The sequence below is a fragment of the Psychroflexus sp. S27 genome, assembly GCF_002810405.1.
Taxonomy (GTDB): Bacteria; Bacteroidota; Bacteroidia; order Flavobacteriales; family Flavobacteriaceae; genus Psychroflexus; species Psychroflexus halocasei_A.
Window position 1 is genome coordinate 142,897 of the sequence record NZ_NEXQ01000022.1, and the last position, 21,027, is coordinate 163,923.

Here is a 21,027-nt window from a genome sequence, read left to right on the forward strand (position 1 = left end):
TTGAATATATATGATATAAACTAAGATTATGAAATCAACTTAGCTCAATACTTTCTGTACTTTATCAGCAGCTTCTTGGAAAAGGACTGCACTTTCAACAGCCAATCCAGAATTGTCAATTAATTCTTTAGCCATCTCAGCATTTGTCCCTTGCAATCTTACGATAATAGGCACTTTAATTTGGTCACCTAAATTTTTATAAGCTTCAACAACACCTTCAGCAACACGATCACAACGAACGATACCTCCGAAAATGTTAATCAAAATTGCTTCAACTTTATCGTCTTTTAAGATTAATCTAAAAGCTTCTTCAACTCTTTTTGCATCAGCAGTACCACCAACGTCAAGGAAGTTAGCAGGCTCACCACCAGCAAACTTAATCAAGTCCATTGTTGCCATTGCTAAACCAGCACCATTTACCATACAACCAACGTTTCCGTCAAGGTTAACATAGCTTAAGCCAGCTTCTTTAGCTTCAACTTCCGTCGGGTCTTCCTCACGGATGTCACGCATTTCTTGGTAATCTTTATGTCTAAATAAAGCAGAATCATCTAAAGAGACTTTAGAGTCAACAGCTAAAATTTTATCATCACTTGTTTTTAAAACAGGGTTGATTTCGAAAAGAGAAGAATCTGATTTGTCGTAAGCTGTATATAATGACATAACGAACTTAACCATTTCTTTAAAAGCTTTTCCTGACAAACCTAAGTTGAATGCAACACGGCGTGCTTGGAAAGGTAAAATACCTGTTGCTGGATCGATTTCTTCAGTAAAAATCTTGTCTGGCGTTTCATCCGCAACAGTTTCGATGTCCATCCCTCCTTCTGGAGAATACATCAACATATTACGACCAGTTGCTCTATTTAATAAAACAGACATATAGTATTCTTCAGGCTCATTGTCGCCAGGATAGTAAACATCCTCACAAACTAAAACCTGATGTACGCGCTTCCCTTCTTTAGAAGTTTGTGGCGTCACCAAATCCATTCCGATAATTTCTCCTGCGATTTCTTCAACCTCTTTAAGGTTTTTGGCAAGTTTAACACCACCACCTTTTCCACGACCACCTGCGTGCACTTGCGCTTTAATCACGTGCCAACCTGTGCCAGTTTCTTCGGTTAATTTCTTAGCAGCATCTACTGCTTCTTCTGGTGTTGTAGCAACGATACCACGCTGAACGTTGACGCCGAAGCTACTTAATATTTCTTTGCCTTGATATTCGTGTAAATTCATAATCAGGTTTTATGATAATTTTTATATGCTCTACAAAAGTAACAATTTATGGTGTCGATACAATATAATTCAAGGGGAATTGATAAGATTTAAAATCAATTTCATGAATAGGTCTAAACTACAATAGATAGACACAACCAAAAGCTGTATTTTAATCTCAATAATTCCCTAAAAACTAAAAAATAAGCTAAAACAAATCTAAAATCTTCTTGAATTATATTTTTAGAAAATGCATTTTAAAATTGTTGAAACCTCGAAATTAATTGGTATTTTTGCCTCCCGTAATGACATAATTTCAACACGATGGCCGAAACAAAATATATTTTTGTCACAGGTGGTGTTTCTTCGTCTCTCGGGAAAGGAATAATCGCCGCTTCTTTAGCAAAACTTCTTCAAGCACGAGGTTATAAAACCACAATCCAGAAGCTAGATCCTTATATTAATATTGATCCAGGAACGCTTAACCCTTATGAACATGGTGAATGCTTTGTCACAGAAGATGGTGCAGAAACCGATCTTGACCTTGGGCATTACGAGCGCTTTCTTAACGTTAACACCTCTCAGGCTAATAGTGTGACAACCGGACGTATTTACCAAAGCGTGATCAATAAAGAAAGACGTGGCGAATATTTGGGCAAAACCGTTCAAGTCATCCCTCATATTACAAATGAAATCAAAGATCGTATTAAAATCTTAGGCGAAAGCGGTGATTATGATATTGTCTTGACTGAAATTGGTGGAACTGTCGGCGATATTGAATCATTACCATACATTGAAGCTGTACGACAACTCAAATGGGAACTCGGTGACAACAATGCATTGATAATTCACTTAACCTTGATCCCTTATCTATCTGCGGCTGGAGAACTCAAAACAAAACCAACGCAACACAGCGTCAAAACATTGATGGAAAGCGGTATTTCACCAGAAATTCTTGTGTGCAGAACAGAGCATCACATCGGAGAAGATATACGCAAAAAACTTGCCTTGTTTTGCAATGTCAAACAAGAGGCTGTTATAGAATCTATAGATGCAGACACAATTTACGATGTTCCGAATCTGATGGTTGAAGAAGGTTTAGATGTGATTGCGCTTGAAAAATTGAAATTACCGAATAAACAAGAACCAGATTTAAAACAATGGAATTCATTTTTGTCAAGATTAAAAAATGCAAAAACGACACTAAAAATTGGTCTGGTTGGAAAATATGTAGAATTACAAGATTCTTATAAATCAATTTTAGAGGCTTTCATACATGCAGGTGCTTACAATGATGTGAAAATTGAAACAATCAGCATTCATTCTGAATTTATGGATGACAACACTGAAATCATCAAATCGCTAGATGGTATTTTGGTTGCTCCAGGTTTTGGAGAACGCGGCATTCAAGGAAAAATAGAGGCTGTTAAATACGCAAGAGAACATCAAATTCCTTTTTTTGGCATCTGTTTGGGGATGCAAATGGCTATTATAGAATTTGCTAGAAATGTCCTTAATCTAGAGAATGCCAATTCCACTGAAATGGACAAAAACACGCCGCATCCTGTCATAGATATTATGGATGATCAGAAAAAAATTGTTGATATGGGTGGTACCATGCGATTAGGCGCTTGGGATTGTGAATTGAGAGAAGGCTCTAAACTCGCTGAAATTTATCAATCACAAAACATTAGCGAAAGACACCGCCATCGCTATGAAGTCAATAATAAATATGTCGATCAGCTTGAAGAAAAGGGTATGATTTGCTCGGGTCGAAATAAAGAAACAGATTTAGTTGAAACTATTGAATTGGAAGATCATCCTTTCTTTGTTGGCGTTCAATTTCATCCAGAATATAAAAGTACAGTTTCAAATCCGCATCCCCTTTTTATGGCATTTGTTGAAGCTGCGAAAAAATTCAATACAGAAAAAGAATAATTAATTTGACAAAAATTATTGTTTTATAAGCCTAAGTCAAACAATTTACGGACTTTTGCAAAAAAATTTTTAAACATTCGTGATTATATAGGTAATGGAAGAAAAAGGAAATTTTGATAAAAATTCGATCATTGGCTTTTTGTTGATTGGTGCTATTTTACTCTCATGGTTGTACTTTAGACCTGAAGAAGCTCCAAAAGAAGTTAATGAACAAACAAATACAGAAGTCACTACTGATGACAAACAAACTGAAGTAGAAAAACCAGACTTATCTCAACAAAAGGAAACAAGCCAACTTACTGCAAATGGAAATGATTCTTTGGCACTAAGCATGGCGCAACAACAATATGGTGCTTTTGGTTACTCTGTTGTTGAAGCACAAAAATTGGAGCAAGAAACAACAACTTTTGAGAATGAGGTTGTCAAAATTACAGTTGCCAATAGAGGTGGACAAGTTGTTTCTGCCGAATTAAAAGAACATAACACTTTTGACGGGAAACCTGTTTACCTTGTTAAGGATGGGAACTCTGAGTTTAACATTAAATTTCAGACGAACGATAATCGTAACATCGAAACCAAAGATTTAATGTTTATCCCTGAACTTACAGAGGTCGGAGATTCTCAGAAATTGATGATGCGTGCTAAAACTTCTGAAAGCGAATATCTGGAGTTTGCCTACACATTAAAGCCAAAAGATTATATGCTTGATTTCACTTTAAGATCTCAAGGTCTTAATAATGTTATCAATAGCAATAAAGCTGATTTAACTTGGGACTTAAAAGCTTATCGTCGAGCAAAAAGTATCTCTTATGAAAACAGATATACAGAAATTGTTTTTCAGTATGAAGATGGCAAGGACGACTACACAGGTCAAGGTGATGAAGCAAGTGAGGAAGGCAATAAAATTGATTGGTTTGCTTTTAAACAGCACTTCTTTACAACGATATTATTAACTGATAATTCTTTTGAAAAAGGGAAATTTACTTCATACAACCTTGTTCAAGACGAGCAGGTTGACACGCTTTACACAAAAAGATTTGTAGCCGATATTCCATTAAAACTCAACAACAACGAGTTTTCTGAAAACATGAATCTTTATTTTGGACCAGCAGATTATCAGTTACTGACAACTTATGAAAAGAATTTAGATGAAATTGTTCCGACGGGTTGGGGAATATTCGGGTGGATTAACAAATATGTCTTTATTCCATTATTCGGCTTTTTAAGCAGTACTTTAGGGAATTATGGTCTTGCGATTATTGTGATGACAATTATGGTAAGAATAGTGCTTTCTCCCGTCACTTATAAATCATACTTATCTCAAGCTAAAATGAAAGTTTTACGTCCTGAGATCAATGAGATTAATAAAAAGTACGAGGACAATGCGATGAAAAAGCAGCAAGAAACAATGAAGCTTTACAGTAAAACTGGCGTGAGTCCGTTAGCGGGCTGTATTCCTGCCCTACTTCAGATACCAGTTTTCTATGCTTTATTCCAATTCTTCCCGAGTGCTTTTGATTTACGTCAAAAAAGCTTTTTATGGGCTGAAGATTTATCGAGTTATGATGTTATTTTTGAATGGGATGCTAATATTCCTTTAATCTCGTGGATTTACGGAAATCACGTGAGTTTATTCCCGATTTTAGCATCTGTTGCAATTTTCATTTACATGACAATGACCACTGGTCAAAATATGCAACAAGCACAGCAACCAGGGATGCCAAACATGAAATTTATCATGTATTTATCTCCTCTATTTATGCTTGTTTTCTTTAACAATTATGCGAGTGGATTATCATTATATTATTTCATCTCTAATTTAATTACCATCGGAATTATGCTTGTCATTAAACATGTGATTGTTGATGAAAAGAAAATCCATGCGAAGATTGAACAGAAAAAAAAGAAACCTAAAAAGAAAGGTAAGTTTGCACGTAAGTTTCAAGATATTATGGCACAAGCGGAAGAGCAGCAAAAGCAGAATAAGAAGAAGTAAAATTCTTGTTTATAAAACTAGAAAAATAAAAAGCTGTCTCATTTATTTGAGACAGCTTTTTTTAAATTATGACTTCAAGCATTCGATTATAAATACAAATATCAAAGTAAATTAATCATTTTATAAGTTTAGAATAAGAGATGCTTAAGGAATTCAGCATTAACATGATTCCATGGTGAGTCCACTATCACTCCATGGTAAGTCCAATATTTATCATAAAAACATGGACTCAATATGAAGTTAATACGCATTGATATTTCTTTTACATTAACTCATAATGAGAATTAATTCAAAGAAGTATTAGCTTATACAACTAACAGTGATTTCTTAAATAAACAAATACATTATCTCGAATAAAAAGAGAAAAGAAACTCATCATAATCAATTTCAAAAAAAAACCGTCTCATTAAAAGTAATGAGACGGTTTAATTCAATTTAAAATTTTATAGAATTACAAATGCTTATAATTCTGGTAATAGAACTGTATCAATCGCATGGATAACACCGTTACCAGCTTGAACATCAAATTTTACAATTGTAGAAGTTCTTCCATTAGGATCTTCAATTGTTCCTCCTGCAGCATCTAAAGTAATATCGTCACCTAAAGTTTGTACAACTCCAGAAGAGATTGTGTTCGATGTGACATTAGCACCAGCAACAACATGAGTATTTAAGGTTGCTTCTAAAGTTGCTGTAGGAATATCATTAAGTGAGGCAAAATTTAATTCACCTAACACATCTACAAAAGCATCATTGGTTGGTGCAAATACTGTAAATGGTGCTGGAGAATCAAAGCTACTTAATGTGTTCACGTAAGTGAAGCTAGATTCACGTGTTAAGGCATCAACTAAAATTGAAAAGTTAGGATCAGCTGTTGCAAAAGTTGTCACATCAGGAATTGTAATGACTTCATCAACAACGTGCACAACGCCATTTGTCGCCTCTAAATCAGCAACTGTCACTGTTGACATTCCGTTCAACATTACACCACTATCTATATTAATGTATAAACTCAAATTATTAGCATCACCTGAAATTGTTTCTGTAGCTAAAGTATTGACATACATATTAGATAAGTCTGCTGACATATTTGTTCCAGCAACAACATGATTCATCAATATATTTTTAACTTCTTCAGCAGATAAACCAGAAATATCAATATTTCCAAAAGCCGAATCAGTTGGAGCAAATACAGTAAACTCATCTGAATTTAAAGCAGAAACCAAATCAGCATCCATCAATGCTTGTGCTAAAACTGTATGATCAGGGCTTTCTGAAATAATTTCATAAGTTGTTTCTATAACATTATCAGGAGCAATAACTTTATCAATCACGTGAATAACACCATTTCCTGCTTGAACATCAGTCACAGTAATGTTGATCATTCTTCCATTTTGATCAGTGATCACAGCATTTTCAGCATCAATTTCAATAGGATCACCTAAAGTATTTACTGTACCATCTGTTAGGTCTTCAGAACGAACATTGGCTCCTGCAATTACATGTGAGTTTAAAGTCGCTTCTAAGGCTGAAGTTGGCACATCTGCTAAAGAAGTTAAACCTAACTCATCTAAAAAGTCACTAAAAGCTGCATTTGTTGGTGCAAATACTGTAAAAGGTGCAGGAGAATCATTACTGCTTAAAACATCAACAAAAGTAAAACTACTTTCTCTAGTTAATGCAGCAACTAATCCAGTGAAATTATTGTCAGCTGTTGCAAAAGTTGCAACCGAAGGAATCGTAATGACTTCATCAACAATATGCACAACACCATTAGAAGCTGTAACATCTGCAGTTATGACTGAAGACATACCATTTAAAGTGACGCCTCCGTCAGTACTGACATGCATATTAATGATGTCATTATCTGAATTTTTAGCATTCGTGTCAATATATCCGTTTGTAAGATCAGTTGACATCGCTGCACCAGTAATAACATGATTCAATAAAACGTTTTTTAAATCGTCAGTTGACAATCCACTCACATCAATATTTCCAAAAGCTGCATCAGTTGGTGCAAATACTGTAAATATATCTGAATCCAAAACCTGATCTAAACCAGTATCTAACAACGCTTGTTCAAGCATTTCATGATCTGGACTATTAGCAATTGTTTCAAATGTTGTAAATTCCTCGACTACAGGCTGTCCTGCATCGTCGTCATCGCTACAAGAAGCGAGCAAAATGACGGAAAATAATAAAATAAATCTTTTAATCATGATAGTTGATTTTTTTTGTTCAGGGTAAAAATAAAAACTTCATTCTTTAATCTTGTTTAATCTTTGTTAATTTTCATTAAACAAAACGAAATTATTAAAATTACGATAATGGTAACCTCAGTTCATTACTCAATTTGTTATTTTTGCAACAAGATTTAAAGAATATGAAAAAGAGAGTCGTTGTTGGTTTAAGTGGCGGTGTTGATTCTAGTGTCACGGCTTATTTATGTCAACAGCAAGGTTATGAAGTCATCGGTCTTTTTATGAAAAACTGGCATGACGATTCAGTAACAATCAGTGACGAATGTCCTTGGCTAGAAGATAGTAATGATGCGATGTTGGTTGCTGAAAAATTAGGGATACCATTTCAAACGGTCGATTTAAGCAAAGAATACAAAAAGAAAATTGTCGATTATATGTTTTCAGAATATGAAAACGGACGAACACCTAATCCAGATGTTCTCTGTAATCGAGAAATTAAATTTGATGAATTTCTGAAAATTGCTGAATCATTGGGTGCTGATTATGTTGCAACTGGACATTATTGTAGAAAGGAAGAAATTGAAGTCGATGGTGAAAAGAAATATCAACTTTTGGCAGGAAAAGATGGAAATAAAGATCAATCATACTTTTTATGTCAAATTTCTCAAGAACAATTGTCAAAAGCTTTATTCCCTGTTGGTGATCTTCAAAAATCTGAAGTACGACGAATTGCAGCTGAGCAGGATTTGATCACTGCCGATAAAAAAGATTCACAAGGTTTATGTTTTATAGGTAAAGTAAGATTACCTGATTTTTTACAACAACAGCTCAAACCTAAAAAAGGTGATATCGTTGAAATTCCTGCTGACAGTCCTTTATATAATAACAAAAAGGAAAATGATACTTCTGACGACATTTATAAATTAAGCCAGAAAATAAAGTATCAAAAATCTGATGGTAAAGTTGTTGCAACGCATGATGGCGCGCATTTCTTTACAAAAGGTCAGCGTAAAGGTTTAGCTGTAGGCGGAACCAAAGAACCACTTTTTGTGATTGATACTGACGTTAAAGAAAATATTATTTATACTGGACAAGGTAAAGATCATCCAGGCTTACTCAAACGTGGTTTAGAAGTTAAAGCTAATGATATACATTGGATTCGTGAAGATTTAAAACTTAAAGAAGGCGAAATAATGGAAGTTCAGGCAAGAATACGTTATCGTCAACCGCTTGAAAAAGCCACTTTACATCAAACAAAAGATAGTCTATTTGTTATCTTTGAAAACAATCAATCTGCAATTACTGAAGGACAATTTGTCGCTTGGTATCAAGGTGACGAATTACTTGGCTCTGGCGTGATTGCTTAAATTAAAGTCAAATGCAGAACAACAGAATTACAGAATTATTCAATATAAAATATCCGTTGATTCAAGCAGGAATGATTTGGGCTAGTGGTTGGAAGCTCGCAAGTGCAGCGAGTAATGCTGGCGCTTTAGGAATCATTGGTGCAGGATCGATGTATCCTGATGTTTTACGAGAACACATCCAAAAATGCAAAAAAGCAACTGACCAACCTTTTGCTGTCAACGTCCCTATGCTCTACCCTGATATTGAAAAGATCATGGAAATCATTATTGAGGAAGGCGTTGAAATCGTTTTTACCTCAGCTGGAAATCCAAAAACCTGGACAAAGCATTTACAAGATCATAACATTAAAGTTGTGCATGTGGTGAGCAGTGTCAAATTTGGTTTAAAAGCTGAAGCAGCTGGTGTTGATGCCGTTGTTACTGAAGGTTTTGAAGCTGGCGGACATAACGGTCGTGACGAAACAACAACATTGACCTTAATTCCGATGATTACAAAAGAGCTCAATATTCCTGTGATTGCTGCTGGAGGAATTGCCAATGGCGATGCGATGCTTGCAACGATGATATTAGGTGCTGAAGCTGTACAAGTCGGAACACGTTTTGTCGCTTCTCATGAAGCTTCATCACATATTAATTTTAAAAATGAAGTTGTCAAGGCTAAAGAAGGCGACACACAATTGACATTAAAAGAATTGGCGCCAGTGAGATTATTAAAAAACAAATTCTTTTATGATGTTCAAGAATTGTATCAACAAACGCCAACTAAGGAACAATTGATAAAACTTCTAGGTCGTGCAAGAGCGAAGAAAGGCATGTTTGAAGGTGATTTAGAAGAAGGTGAACTTGAAATTGGTCAAATTTCAGGCTTGATTTCTGATATTCTTCCCGCTGCAGATATTGTCAATAATATCATGTCAGAGTTTGAAGAAGCTAAAGAAAGAGTTGCTAAACTTTAAATTTTCAATAAAATTTATACCTGAAAAAAGGTCTCATTTAACGAATGAGACCTTTTTTAATTGCTAGATATTTTAAAAATATGCCTTATCTACTCTTGAGGTAAAAGCTCAATCACATTAAGCTTTAAGTCATCTTGGTATTCGATTAAATAAACTGCGGTATTGCGATAAATCTTTTCAAAAACATCATATTGATATTGAAATTTATTTTGGTAATATTCTGTAAAACCGTCAAGCTTGACAGCATCATAAAAATCACCAACATAAGCCAATCTTAAAATGACATCCATTGTGACATCAAAACCACGTAAGAAGTATTTTGATTTTAAAATATCATCACCACCTTTCAATTTGTATTCAGAAACATCATAATTTGAATCTGTATAAAGCAATTTCAAGTTAGACAAATATGTATTTGAAATATCATCTCTTAAAGCCGATTTTGACGGCATCATCAATTTGATATCGTAACCTTTTTTTCTGTAGCTTTCAAGAAAAGAAACAGTTGACTCCGCGATGCCAATTTTATCAGTATCGAGGATAAACCAATTGGTTTTTCCCTTTTGCAAAACGCTGCCAACTTCTTTCATTTGCAAATAAGATTCGCTCATACGTACGTGTTTTGTTCCTGGAAAAGTTCTATCGATGACTTGCTTGAAATGATTATTTCCAGCATCAGAAAGCAAGCTTAAATTAACATCATCCGTTATATTCTGATGGATATAAGTCGTGATCATTTCTTCTTTTAAAGCTCGACTTGGCAAAGAGTTAAAAATTTGAGTTCCTGACATAGAAGCTTCAGTAATTGGCAAAATAACAGGAATCGAATCTTTTGATAAATGTTGACTTAACTTTCTTACATTAGGTTGAATCACAGGACCAATCGCTGCTTGAAGCTGCATGAGATTATTGTCATCAATCACTTTTTGCATACCTTCTGCGCTCATCCCAGTATCAAAAGTTCGTAAATCAACATTGATTCCTAATTTTTGAGCAGAATCGACAGCTGCCAAAGCACCTTCATATAAATCGATAGCAATACGAGAAATACGATTATCTATCAATTCTTCTTCCATTGTTTTTTCGCTAGCTTTAAATTTTTCCAAGTTAAAAGGAAGAAATAAGCCTATCTTTTTCTGAGATGGATCTGAAAAATTACTGCTTAAATCCAAGCGTTTGTCTTTTCCTTTTGCATCAGCTGGAAGCTTCAGAACAATCCCATTGCCAACCCCTGTATATTGATAAGCTGGGTTGAGTTTTGAAATCAAATCATCTGTGACTTTAAAGCTTTTCTGCAAAGCATCTAAGTCGGATTCTGAATCGACTTTGACATATTTATATTCTTTAGACTCAGGTAATTCTGGTGTTTCCTCTTTCTTTCTTTCGATAATTAAATAATCTCCAGGATGAATGACATCAGCATCAGGATTAAGTGCTTCTAATTCTTCAACCGTTAATCCATAATCTTTAGCAATGCCATATTTTGTTTCTTTTGGCTGCACCAAGTGTTTCAAATTTGAGAAAGTTGAGTTTTTAACACTCTGGTTTGAAATATCTGTCGGTCTTTTTAAAATCGGAATTTCCAAAACATCAGCAGAATTCAACTCGCGTGTTTTCAGAAATGGATTATATCTAATAATCGTTTCAACCTCTACTTGATATGTTTTTGAAATACTGTATAAAGTTTCTTTTGGCTCAACTTCATAAGATTCAAAACGCGATATATTGTCTTCAGCATCAGATAATGGAATGACTAATGTTTCGCCTTCAAGCTTTTTATAGCGTGAAATATCTGGATTAAAATTTAAAATATCTGTGACAGAAACATCAAATTTTTGAGCGACAGTTTTTAAATCTTGCTGATCTTCTACAGTATAAGTCGAGAACTTTTGTGCAGATGCCGTGAAACTAAAAACAGCGAAGATTAAAGATATGATTAAGATTCTCATAATTATTCCCATTCAATTGTTGCTGGTGGTTTTGAACTGATGTCGTACACCACTCTATTAACGCCTTTAACCTTATTTATTATTGTGTTAGAAACAGTTTGTAAAAATTTATAAGGCAAATCTACCCAATCTGCCGTCATTCCATCAGTCGATTCAACGGCTCTTAAAGCTACAACTTTTTCATAAGTTCGCTCGTCTCCCATTACGCCAACTGAATCAATGGGCAACAAGATTGCGCCTGCCTGCCATACTTTTTCATATAAATCCCAATCGCGAAGTGCTTGTATAAATACAGCATCAACTTCTTGAATGACACGTACTTTTTCTTTGGTAATATCACCTAAAATTCTGATCGCTAATCCTGGTCCTGGGAAAGGATGACGCCCTAATAACTTTGCATCAATCCCTAACTCTGCACCTACGCGTCTTACTTCATCTTTAAAAAGCATACGTAAAGGTTCAACAATTTTCAATTTCATAAAGTCAGGTAAACCACCGACATTATGGTGAGATTTAATTGTCGCTGAAGGCCCGTTGACAGAAACAGATTCAATCACGTCAGGATAAATTGTGCCTTGAGCAAGATAGGTCACATTTGTAATATCACCAGCTTCTTGATCAAAAATATCAATAAAAGCATTCCCGATTATTTTTCTTTTTTTCTCAGGATCAGAAACGCCTGCTAATTTATCTAAGAAATAATCAGAAGCATCAACGCCTTTCACGTTCAGACCCATGTGTTTGTACTGATCGAGAACTGATTCAAATTCATTTTTTCTTAGTAAACCATTATTTACAAAAATACAATAAAGATTTTTGCCAATAGCTTGATGCAAAAGTGTTGCTGCCACAGTAGAATCAACGCCACCACTTAAGCCTAAAACAACTTTATCATCACCGATTTCTTCTTTTAAGCTGGCAATTGTCATGTCAGCAAATTTTGCTGGTGTCCAGGTTTGCGGCACCTCAGCAATATTGACTAAAAAGTTTTCGAGAAGCTGTTTCCCATCTGTTGAATGGTAAACTTCTGGATGAAATTGGATGCCGTAAGTTTGCTCACCTTTTATTTTGTAAGCTGCATTTTTGACTTCAAAAGTACTCGCAATGCATTCAAAATTATCAGGCAAAGCTTTGATGCTATCACTGTGTGACATCCACACTTGTGAATGTTCATCGATATTTTGAAAAAGATCAGAGTCTTCTTTTATAAAATTCAAATTGGCTCTACCAAACTCTCTTGTGTTTGATGAAGCCACTTCACCGCCATAATTATGCGCCATAAACTGCGCACCAAAACAAACACCTAATAAAGGAAACTGACCTTTGATTTGGCTTAAATCAGGTTGAGGCGCTTCAGGATTAAGAACAGAAAACGGGCTTCCTGATAAAATAATGGCTTTAAATTCTTTTAAATCTTCAGGGATTTTGTTGAAGGGATGGATTTCGCAATAGATGTTTAATTCACGCACACGCCTAGCGATAAGCTGTGTGTACTGCGATCCGAAGTCTAAGATAAGTACGTTTTTTTGCATGGACAAAAGTAAAAAAATGAGGCTAAATTAGCTCACAAAGTTGACACTTTTATCCATTCAAATCAAGATTTCAATCTGAAAATTATTTTAAATTTCTTGAAAAGTTGAAGTTTTGAAAAATTCTGAGATCTTATAATTTATAAATCACTTTAAACATCACAATCCTCGGTTGTATAAAAGTTTTACGATCAGTCACAATAAACTCATTGACTGAATTTTGTCTTTTAAAATCGATATTAAATAAATTGGTCGCATTGAGCTCAAAACCCCAAGCTGAAGATTCTTTTCCGTAAAACAAAGATGCATCTGCCATTTCAAAACGGTTGGCATCGCCTGTTGTTTGGTTTTTAAAATAATTGTAATCGTAATTGAAGTCAAAAATGAAATTACCAAAATCATATTCTAAATTTGCATAAGGCGACAGGATGCTAAAGTCGTTTTCAATGGTGTTTGAATGCAATTGAGAAAAATTCTGATTCACGCCAACATCAATATTTGGTAAATCTTTAAAGCGTGTTCGTACACTTGCACGGTAAGCAAAACTGATGTTTTCATAATCAAAAACTTCATCATTAATAATTCTTGAATATTCTGATAGACTCGCATTTCCATTTAAAGAAATAGTAAAATTCGGGATGCGCTTTGAAACGCCAGCATTAAATGAATATCTGTCTTCTGGCAAATCGGTTAAAATACTTGTACTGATCTGGTCAATGCCTTCAATTTCTGTTTGGCGAGTGATGCTGTTTTCTTTACGCAAATATGTTAAGCCCAAGTTATAAAACATGCCTTTAAACATGCTGAAGTGACTGTAAAACAGGCTTGCTTGGTGAAAAATCTGGTTTTCAAGATTTTCATTACCACGTGAAATTTGATTAAAACTTTGTAAGCTTAAACGGTTGGCATAATTCGTATGATTGCCAAATCCTGTGTGACGATTATACTTCAGTTTAAGCTTTGCTGAATTTTTAAACTTGTATTCAGCAAAAAATTCGGGTAATAAAACTGCCGTTTGTGAATTGATCAACTCTTCATCAAACTGTGAAATATTCCAGTTGTAATTCTGGACAACTAAACCTGGTCTTAAAACCAGATTCCCGATTTGGGTTTTGTACTGAAAACCAAGTCCAGCTTTAAACAATTCAAAATCCATTTGGTTATTAAAACCTGCAGACTCAAAACTATTGACGCTGCCGTCATTGAGAAGTTGCTCATCAAGTGTGCTAAAATCAAAATTAAAATAATCAAGATTCACGATAGGATAAATATGATGAAAGTCGGCTAAAACCCAATAATGCTTGGCATTCAGGCTTACATTTGTCACTTGCTTCTTGTTGAGTTGATTCAAATTAAAATCGTCTCCTTCATCAATCAAAGGAATGATATCTGTAAAAAGCGGCTGATTAAAACTCCATAGTCTTGATGTTGTTTGGTCTGCACTTTTAATTTTTGCTTCAACTTTTAAAGTGTGTTTAAATGAAAATTGCTTGTTAAGATTGAAAGTTTGCAAAAACTCAAAATTCTCAGGTTGTGCATTTGTATTCACAAAACGGTTTTCATTACCAACTTCAGAATTTAATAAGGATTCTGCTTCAGCTGTGTTGTATTTAAAATTTGTGTTTGCTCTTAAATCTGTGTCGTCACTGTTATCATACCTCAACTTTATTTTGCTAATGCTAAAAAGAAAATCATTTTCACTTTCTTGTGTTCTCAGTTCATCAGGTGCTTCAGTTGTTTGGTAAGCGAAATTTTCGCGGCTTTGTGTTCTTAATTTACTTTTATTAAAAATACTATAAGCGTCTAAACTAAAGTTACCGCCCAATTCTTGCGAAAGACTGGCGGCACCAAAATCATTTTTATTAGAAACAAAATCTTCTTGTCTTAAGAACTGTGCAAAATCATCGCTATATAATTTTGAGTAAGCCTCGCGATCTTCGAGAGCCAAAGCCATACCGCCTTCAAAATCTAGATAATCTTTAAGTGTAAAAGATTTCTTGCCTGTGTTATTAAAATCTCCGATAACGTTAACTGCGGTTTTTGGGCTGTAATAAAACAATTTAGGATAAAATAAAAAGCGATCTTCAATACCGCCACCGACTTCAACATCACCAAAAACAAATTTCCTTTTGCCATCTTTTAGCTTAATGTTTAGCGCCATTTTGTCGCTGTCTTCCAAACCTTTCAGAAAAGCAACTTCGCTATAATTATCAAGCGCTTCAATTTCATCAACGGCATCTGCAGGAATATTATTAACGCCCAATTTTTCATCACCTGTAAAGAAAACCTTGCCATCGACCATTAATTTTGTAACAGGTTTTCCGTTGACAGTCACATTACCTTCGCGGTCAACTTCCATGCCTGGCAGCTTTTTAATAATATCTCTCAGCTTTCTTTCCTCGCCTGTTTTAAATCGATCTGTTTTATAAGTGATGGTGTCTTCTTTGACGATAACCGCCATCTCTTGTTGAATGATAATTTCCTCCAGAGATTCAGTGCTTTCATGCATGATGAAATTTCTGGAGACATCTTCTGATAAATCAATGGTGTCCTCAATCTTTTTAAAACCTAAATGCGTGATTTCAATAAGGTAAGGCTGATTCTCGCTCAGCTGTAATTTATATTCGCCTTTTGAGCTGCTGATGCTAAATTTAATCTGCGCATTGGCATCTTGTAAAGAGGTTGCAATCACGTTGGTATTAGGCAGCGGATTCTGGACGCTATCAGTAATAAAACCTTTGAGTTGAACAGTTTGAGCGGAAACTGCTGTGATTGTAAAAATAAAAATGAGGAGACTTGTGAGTTTTTTTGACATATTGATTTTATCAAATAGTTTTATTTAAAAAAACAGACCACAAACATAAATTCGTGGTCTTAATAAAATATCATTCTGCATTATTTATTGTCCAAGATAACGTTTCTTAAGTAAACTATTTTTTTGTTTTTCAGTTATTGATGGTTTAGATGGTAATTGCACATTGACATCTGATTCTTTAATTTTTGTAACAGAATATTCAAAATATTGATTTCCAGCTTGGAGTACCATTCCTGGCAAACCTGTAAACCTGGATGGACCATAACCAGATGGAAGTTCTGGCGCATACCAAGCATGTAAAACTTCTTTTTTATTATTATCAAACGTGAACAAAGCATCTTTTTCAATAAATTCACCAGTAGCCAAATAGCATTTAAATCCATTAATAGTTTTTGTTTCATTTTTTAATTCCCAATTGTAATATGGGTTAGCTAATCTTATAAAGTAGTTTTGGCCTCTGTAATTGACATCGTTAAAAATACTATCTTTTTTAAGACTTGTAAAATGAGGAAAGCGACCATATAAGAAACCTTTTAATTGATTATCAAAACGCTCTTGATTATTAACACTCATTTTTTCAATAACGCTAAAGTGTGAAGTCTGATTATCAGAATCGATTTCAAGCTTATACTTGAACTTACCGATATTTCTACTTATCCTTTTCCTTAAATTGAGATATTGCCCTTTTTTATCGGGTGAAATTGAATCATGTATCTTTAAAAAAGCTGGTAAATTACTTTTTTGATATTCTACAATTAAATCTTGACTAAAGCTTTTATTGGTCAAAGAAAAAAATATAAAAAAAACGCAGAATGATATTTTTTGTAACATAATTTTTAATTAGGTACTGTTGGTAAACTAGGAACTGATCCGTTAGATTCGCAATGTTCAGTTTAAATTATCAATTTATAATCCAGTTCATCATAACTTAATTCTTACTGAAAGCTTGTTTTACTTAACATACTATCACTTTTAAAATTTTTGTTTTATCGATAATTTTGGAGTTTTTCATCAACTAAATCATAGAATTTCTCAGAGGAAATAATTTCATTTTGATTAATTTTTTTTAATGGATTTACTGTATTTTCAACACTGTCTAAAGTGTAAATTGTATTTTGAAGTCTTAATTGAACAACTAAGCCTGGTAAACCTACTGCGCCCATTGGTCCATGAGTAACAGGAATATCCTTACAAAACCAAGCTTCAATTTCTTTTTCTTTAACACCATTTGATCCAATAAATTTTCTGGATGTCACTGCTTTTGTTACTTTGTATTTACCAATAACTTTGTGTTCATTTTTAATCTGCCATCTTGGCAATTCTTTAAACTGAACATTAAAAATCTGATTCATAAAAGAGGTTTGTAAATACAAACTTCCATTAAAGGAATTATAAAACCATTGATCACTAACACAACTCATTGCTTCTGCAATTTTTAGAGCCTGAAGATTTTGAGAATCTTTGTTCAAGGCTGCAGAAACAGAGAATTGAGACTGATTATCTAAAACGCTTAATATAAATTTATTTTCACCTAACTCACTCTCAACATTTCGCATTAACTTTTTTACTTCATCTAATTTAATAGATTTATAATCAACTTCAGCACTTGTTTTATACACAAATGTTTGTTGTGAAAAGCACTGAAAGGAAATTAATAATATGATGAAGTATCTCATTGTTGATGTGTTTTAATTATCTCGTCATTATCATCTTCCAAACATCTTGGCAGCAGCTTTATGCATCATTGATGCTGCTTCTTTTTCTGATAAAGCATTGCTTAAATCCGGGAATTTAATTTCTAAATTTTTATCCTCATCAATTTCTAATTTCTCTACACTGTAATTTTTTCCTTGAGTTTTCAGCTCTAAAATCAAGCCCGGTAAGCCTCCATAATTTTCTGGTCCATAAGCAAATGGCAATTCTGTGGTAAACCACGCTGTAACTGGTTGCTTTTTTCCTTTCAATTCTCCACTTTCTCTATCTACACTAAAAAATATTTGAGAAGCTACTGCTTTTCTTGCCTTGTAGCCATTGATAACTTTGGTTTCAGGTAAAATTTCCCACGTAATAGATTCTTTATTTATTAAGAACTCTTTGCCCGAAATATTATTTTTTTGATAACGTTTATTGTTACTTAAGTCATAAAAATATTCACTCTGTGGCATAGACATATTTGAAACAGCATCGTCACCTTTTGCCATCTTCGGGTTTGTTTTAAATTCTGATCGCTGGTCATTAAATTTAAGCGTATACCTTAATTGCTTTGTTCTTTCATTCATTTTTTTAATCATAAATGAATATCGTTCATATTTTTTGGGATCCTTTTCTTTCAGCTCTTCCAATTCTTTTGGCGCTGTTAATTCATTTTTATAAGTAATTTTAGCACTTTGAGCTTGTGAAAATTGAAAAGTTAGTGCGATGATTCCAGAAATAAATAGTAATTTTTTCATTTTAATTATCTAATAAGTTTGATGTATTGATTTTCGTCGATTGATTTCCCTTCAACGGGCTTGGAAATTTCTTTGTGAGATTCAAATTTAATTTCAGTTGCATAAAAATGATAATGATCAAAGTGTGCTTCCAAAACCAAGCCAGGCAATCCATTAATTCCCATTGGTCCATGTGATAAATTTATTTCTTCAGTAAACCAAGCTTCTATTTTAGAAGTTGATTCAGAGGAATCAATATCAATTTTATGACCTATTGCTTTGAAGCATTTATAACCTAAAATCTCTTTAGAATCGCTCGTAATTTCCCATTTTATTTCTGCGAGTTGAACATCAAAAGTTTCAGAACGCCTAATGGTATTAAAATAATTTGATACTGAATCTTTATAATAAACACCTCCTTCTTTTTGAGTTGTTAAAATCATTTTCTCTTCATTATTCTTAACAATAGGTTTAAAAATAGATTGATGTTCAGAAAAAACGAGTTTATAATTAATTAGATTCATCATCTTTTTCTCATAAGTTGCAAAGTGTTGAATTTTCTTAAATTTTTCAGGATAATTTTCTTTTATATTACTGTAATAGTATGACATTTCCGCCTCGTTATTATATTTAACTGTCCCAGACTGAGAAAATACTTGGGTGGAGGAAAGTAAAACTACCCATACAAGGGTAGTTTTTATGATTTTAATTATATTAACCATTGATTGGATACTGAACACAAAATGTTGTATAATACCTGAATGCATGTCCCAATGATCCCATACCATCATAACCGTCCATGAAATCACCGTATGAATTTGCTCTAGCTACACAATCATCATGTTGATTTTCACTAACTTCTGCTACTCCAAAACTACTCATTCCTATTGTCATCGCTCCTAAAGCGATTATTGTAAAAAACTTTTTCATGTTATTTGTCTTAAAATATTTAAATTCTCTTGGTCGCTTAGACCAAATCTCAGCTAAAAGCTGTCCTTATCTTCATGAAAAATCAGTAACTTTGTATTTGCTTTGAGATATGATTTTTCATGTCTTAATCTGTGGAGCGCTTTTCATCTTGAAAAGCGTTTCCTTTTTAATTTAATTAGAAGAACATTTGATATGTTTTGGTTAGAGTTAGCTAACCTAAAAAAAAAAAAACGATTTAAGATAACTTTAAATGTTAAATGTATGTTTTTTTGTTTATTTAACATCTTTGACACATTTATCGACACACTAAAGCTAATATTTTATTAAAAACGACACTGAGTAAGGTTTGGTTTTAAAGTCGATACTTAGCTAGCCTCCAATTTTTGGATATATTGAATAATGTCAAATAAAAAAAATTAATATTTTGACATATCAAATAATGTTTGATATTTTTTATTTGACACAGGTTTTCCCTCAAAATCTTGATTGATTTCAAGGTCTTTAAAAATAATATCTCTTAAATAATAGATGTTATCTCTCAAATTTAATTCAACAATCAATCCAGGCAAACCTGAATACTCTCTGGGACCATAATTTAAAGGTATATCTTTAGTAAACCAAGCTGTCACTTTGGTTTTTACACCTATTGAGTTTTCAATAATTACAGTTGCCTTTTGACATAAATAGTTATTAATCTTTTTTTGCTCACCCGTGATTTCCCAATTTAAATTACTGTTTTGCTCAACAATGTAGTCTTCTCCAGAAAAACTGGTTATTCTTAAAATCTCATTTTTGGATAAATCCGTAAAAAAACTATCATCAGGCACAGCTTTAACATAAGAAGAATTAGCGTCATTATCTAATCTTTTTATAGGCTCGAATAGTGACTGTTTCTCATGAAAACTTAGCTTATACACATTATTATCTTGAGATAAAATTCTTTTCTTCTGCAAAAACTGACTTAAAATATAACTTTTAGCACTTTCATTTTTAACCTTAGAAGTGTCAATAGCAATTTCTCCAATTTTATGTCCATAATATATTATGCCTGATTCATTTTGGGCTAAACTAACTTGAAATATCAGCAGTAAAACAAGAACAATTAAATTTGATTTTTTCATAATAATATTTCGAAAAACCAAGCCCATTTTATGAACTTGGTTTATAAGTGTGCGCGATAGTAATTAATTAATATGACTCTCACTTCCGCCATTTTCAACACATCCCTCATATGCCGATATAGCAGATTCGAAAGAATGTTCCGTATCATATCCTGCATCAAGATAAGCACCATAAACATTGTCCATTAACTTTGTACAATCTTCTCCTTGCTCTTCAGCAATTCCGAAACTACTCATTCCTATCGTCATCGCTCCTAAAACGATTATTGTAAAAAACTTTTTCATGTCTTTATCTGTGGAGCGCTTTTCATCTTGAAAAGCGTTTCCTTTTTGTAAAAGTTAGAAGAATATTTCTTGGTTTTTTGATAACAGTCAGCTAAATTAAAAAAAACGATTTAAGATAACTTTAAATACTAAATATATTTTTTTTGTTTATTTAACATCATATAAACATTATCTCGTTCTATAAAATCATAATTTGTTAAAAGTTATATTTATTAAGATATAGTTAAAATTATTAATTTTCAATCCAGTTCATTAAAAGTTTAATTCTTACCGAAAGTTTGTTTCACCTATCATATTAT

General features: G+C 33.4%; 16 protein-coding genes. 4 read left to right on the plus strand and 12 right to left on the minus strand.

Features of this window, described 5'->3' with window-relative positions; translation table 11 throughout:
* Positions 1–39 precede the first annotated feature (39 nt).
* Positions 40–1,233, minus strand: coding sequence for an ADP-forming succinate--CoA ligase subunit beta (gene sucC, locus CAP47_RS06325; protein ID WP_093244003.1), 1,194 nt, complete (start codon positions 1,231–1,233; stop codon positions 40–42).
* Positions 1,234–1,536: 303 nt separating this feature from the next.
* On the opposite strand from sucC, the gene CAP47_RS06330 reads away from it, so the two are divergent.
* Both CAP47_RS06330 and yidC read left to right on the plus strand, forming a co-directional pair.
* Entirely contained in the window at positions 1,537–3,150 is a 1,614-nt protein-coding gene (locus CAP47_RS06330; protein WP_100775866.1) for a CTP synthase, read from the plus strand.
* Between the two features lie 94 nt (positions 3,151–3,244).
* Positions 3,245–5,146 carry a membrane protein insertase YidC gene (gene yidC / locus CAP47_RS06335; protein WP_100775867.1) on the plus strand — a complete coding sequence of 634 codons (1,902 nt, stop codon included), beginning with the start codon at positions 3,245–3,247 and terminating at the stop codon, positions 5,144–5,146.
* Positions 5,147–5,607: 461 nt separating this feature from the next.
* Here the strand turns inward: yidC and CAP47_RS06340 are convergent, their stop codons facing one another.
* Positions 5,608–7,365, minus strand: a complete 1,758-nt coding sequence (locus tag CAP47_RS06340; protein WP_100775868.1) for a fasciclin domain-containing protein — start codon at positions 7,363–7,365, stop codon at positions 5,608–5,610.
* Positions 7,366–7,529: 164 nt separating this feature from the next.
* Between CAP47_RS06340 and mnmA the strand changes: the two genes are divergently transcribed.
* Positions 7,530–8,714, plus strand: coding sequence for a tRNA 2-thiouridine(34) synthase MnmA (mnmA, locus tag CAP47_RS06345; RefSeq protein ID WP_238140979.1), 1,185 nt, complete (start codon positions 7,530–7,532; stop codon positions 8,712–8,714).
* An 11-nt stretch (positions 8,715–8,725) separates the two neighbouring features.
* Positions 8,726–9,670 (plus strand): NAD(P)H-dependent flavin oxidoreductase, encoded by a 945-nt coding sequence (locus CAP47_RS06350; protein WP_100775870.1) that lies wholly within the window; start codon positions 8,726–8,728, stop codon positions 9,668–9,670.
* Positions 9,671–9,759: 89 nt separating this feature from the next.
* On the opposite strand, the gene CAP47_RS06355 is transcribed toward CAP47_RS06350, so the two are convergent.
* From CAP47_RS06355 to CAP47_RS06395, 10 genes are all read right to left on the minus strand, one after another.
* Positions 9,760–11,619: a LysM peptidoglycan-binding domain-containing protein gene (locus CAP47_RS06355; protein WP_192869952.1), complete on the minus strand. Its 1,860-nt coding sequence runs from the start codon at positions 11,617–11,619 to the stop codon at positions 9,760–9,762.
* Between the two features lie 2 nt (positions 11,620–11,621).
* Positions 11,622–13,151, minus strand: coding sequence for a glutamine-hydrolyzing GMP synthase (gene guaA / locus CAP47_RS06360; RefSeq protein WP_100775872.1), 1,530 nt, complete (start codon positions 13,149–13,151; stop codon positions 11,622–11,624).
* Between the two features lie 130 nt (positions 13,152–13,281).
* On the minus strand, positions 13,282–15,963 hold the full coding sequence (locus CAP47_RS06365) for an outer membrane beta-barrel protein (protein WP_100775873.1): 2,682 nt from the start codon (positions 15,961–15,963) through the stop codon (positions 13,282–13,284).
* 84 nt (positions 15,964–16,047) lie between these two features.
* The gene (locus tag CAP47_RS06370; RefSeq protein WP_100775874.1) at positions 16,048–16,794 is read right to left on the minus strand and encodes a GLPGLI family protein; all 747 of its coding nucleotides are present in this window, start codon (positions 16,792–16,794) and stop codon (positions 16,048–16,050) included.
* 155 nt (positions 16,795–16,949) lie between these two features.
* A complete protein-coding gene (locus CAP47_RS06375; RefSeq protein WP_100775875.1) occupies positions 16,950–17,639 on the minus strand; it encodes a GLPGLI family protein in 690 nt (229 codons plus the stop codon).
* A gap of 30 nt (positions 17,640–17,669) precedes the next feature.
* Positions 17,670–18,413: a GLPGLI family protein gene (locus tag CAP47_RS06380; RefSeq protein WP_100775876.1), complete on the minus strand. Its 744-nt coding sequence runs from the start codon at positions 18,411–18,413 to the stop codon at positions 17,670–17,672.
* A 5-nt stretch (positions 18,414–18,418) separates the two neighbouring features.
* Positions 18,419–19,183, minus strand: coding sequence for a GLPGLI family protein (locus CAP47_RS06385; RefSeq protein ID WP_100775877.1), 765 nt, complete (start codon positions 19,181–19,183; stop codon positions 18,419–18,421).
* On the minus strand, positions 19,107–19,322 hold the full coding sequence (locus CAP47_RS12370) for a hypothetical protein (protein WP_192869955.1): 216 nt from the start codon (positions 19,320–19,322) through the stop codon (positions 19,107–19,109). Before CAP47_RS12370 ends, CAP47_RS06385 begins: the two co-directional genes overlap by 77 nt.
* 416 nt (positions 19,323–19,738) lie before the next feature.
* On the minus strand, positions 19,739–20,443 hold the full coding sequence (locus CAP47_RS06390; protein ID WP_192869956.1) for a GLPGLI family protein: 705 nt from the start codon (positions 20,441–20,443) through the stop codon (positions 19,739–19,741).
* 63 nt (positions 20,444–20,506) lie between these two features.
* The gene (locus tag CAP47_RS06395; protein ID WP_100775879.1) at positions 20,507–20,728 is read right to left on the minus strand and encodes a hypothetical protein; all 222 of its coding nucleotides are present in this window, start codon (positions 20,726–20,728) and stop codon (positions 20,507–20,509) included.
* Positions 20,729–21,027 lie beyond the last annotated feature (299 nt).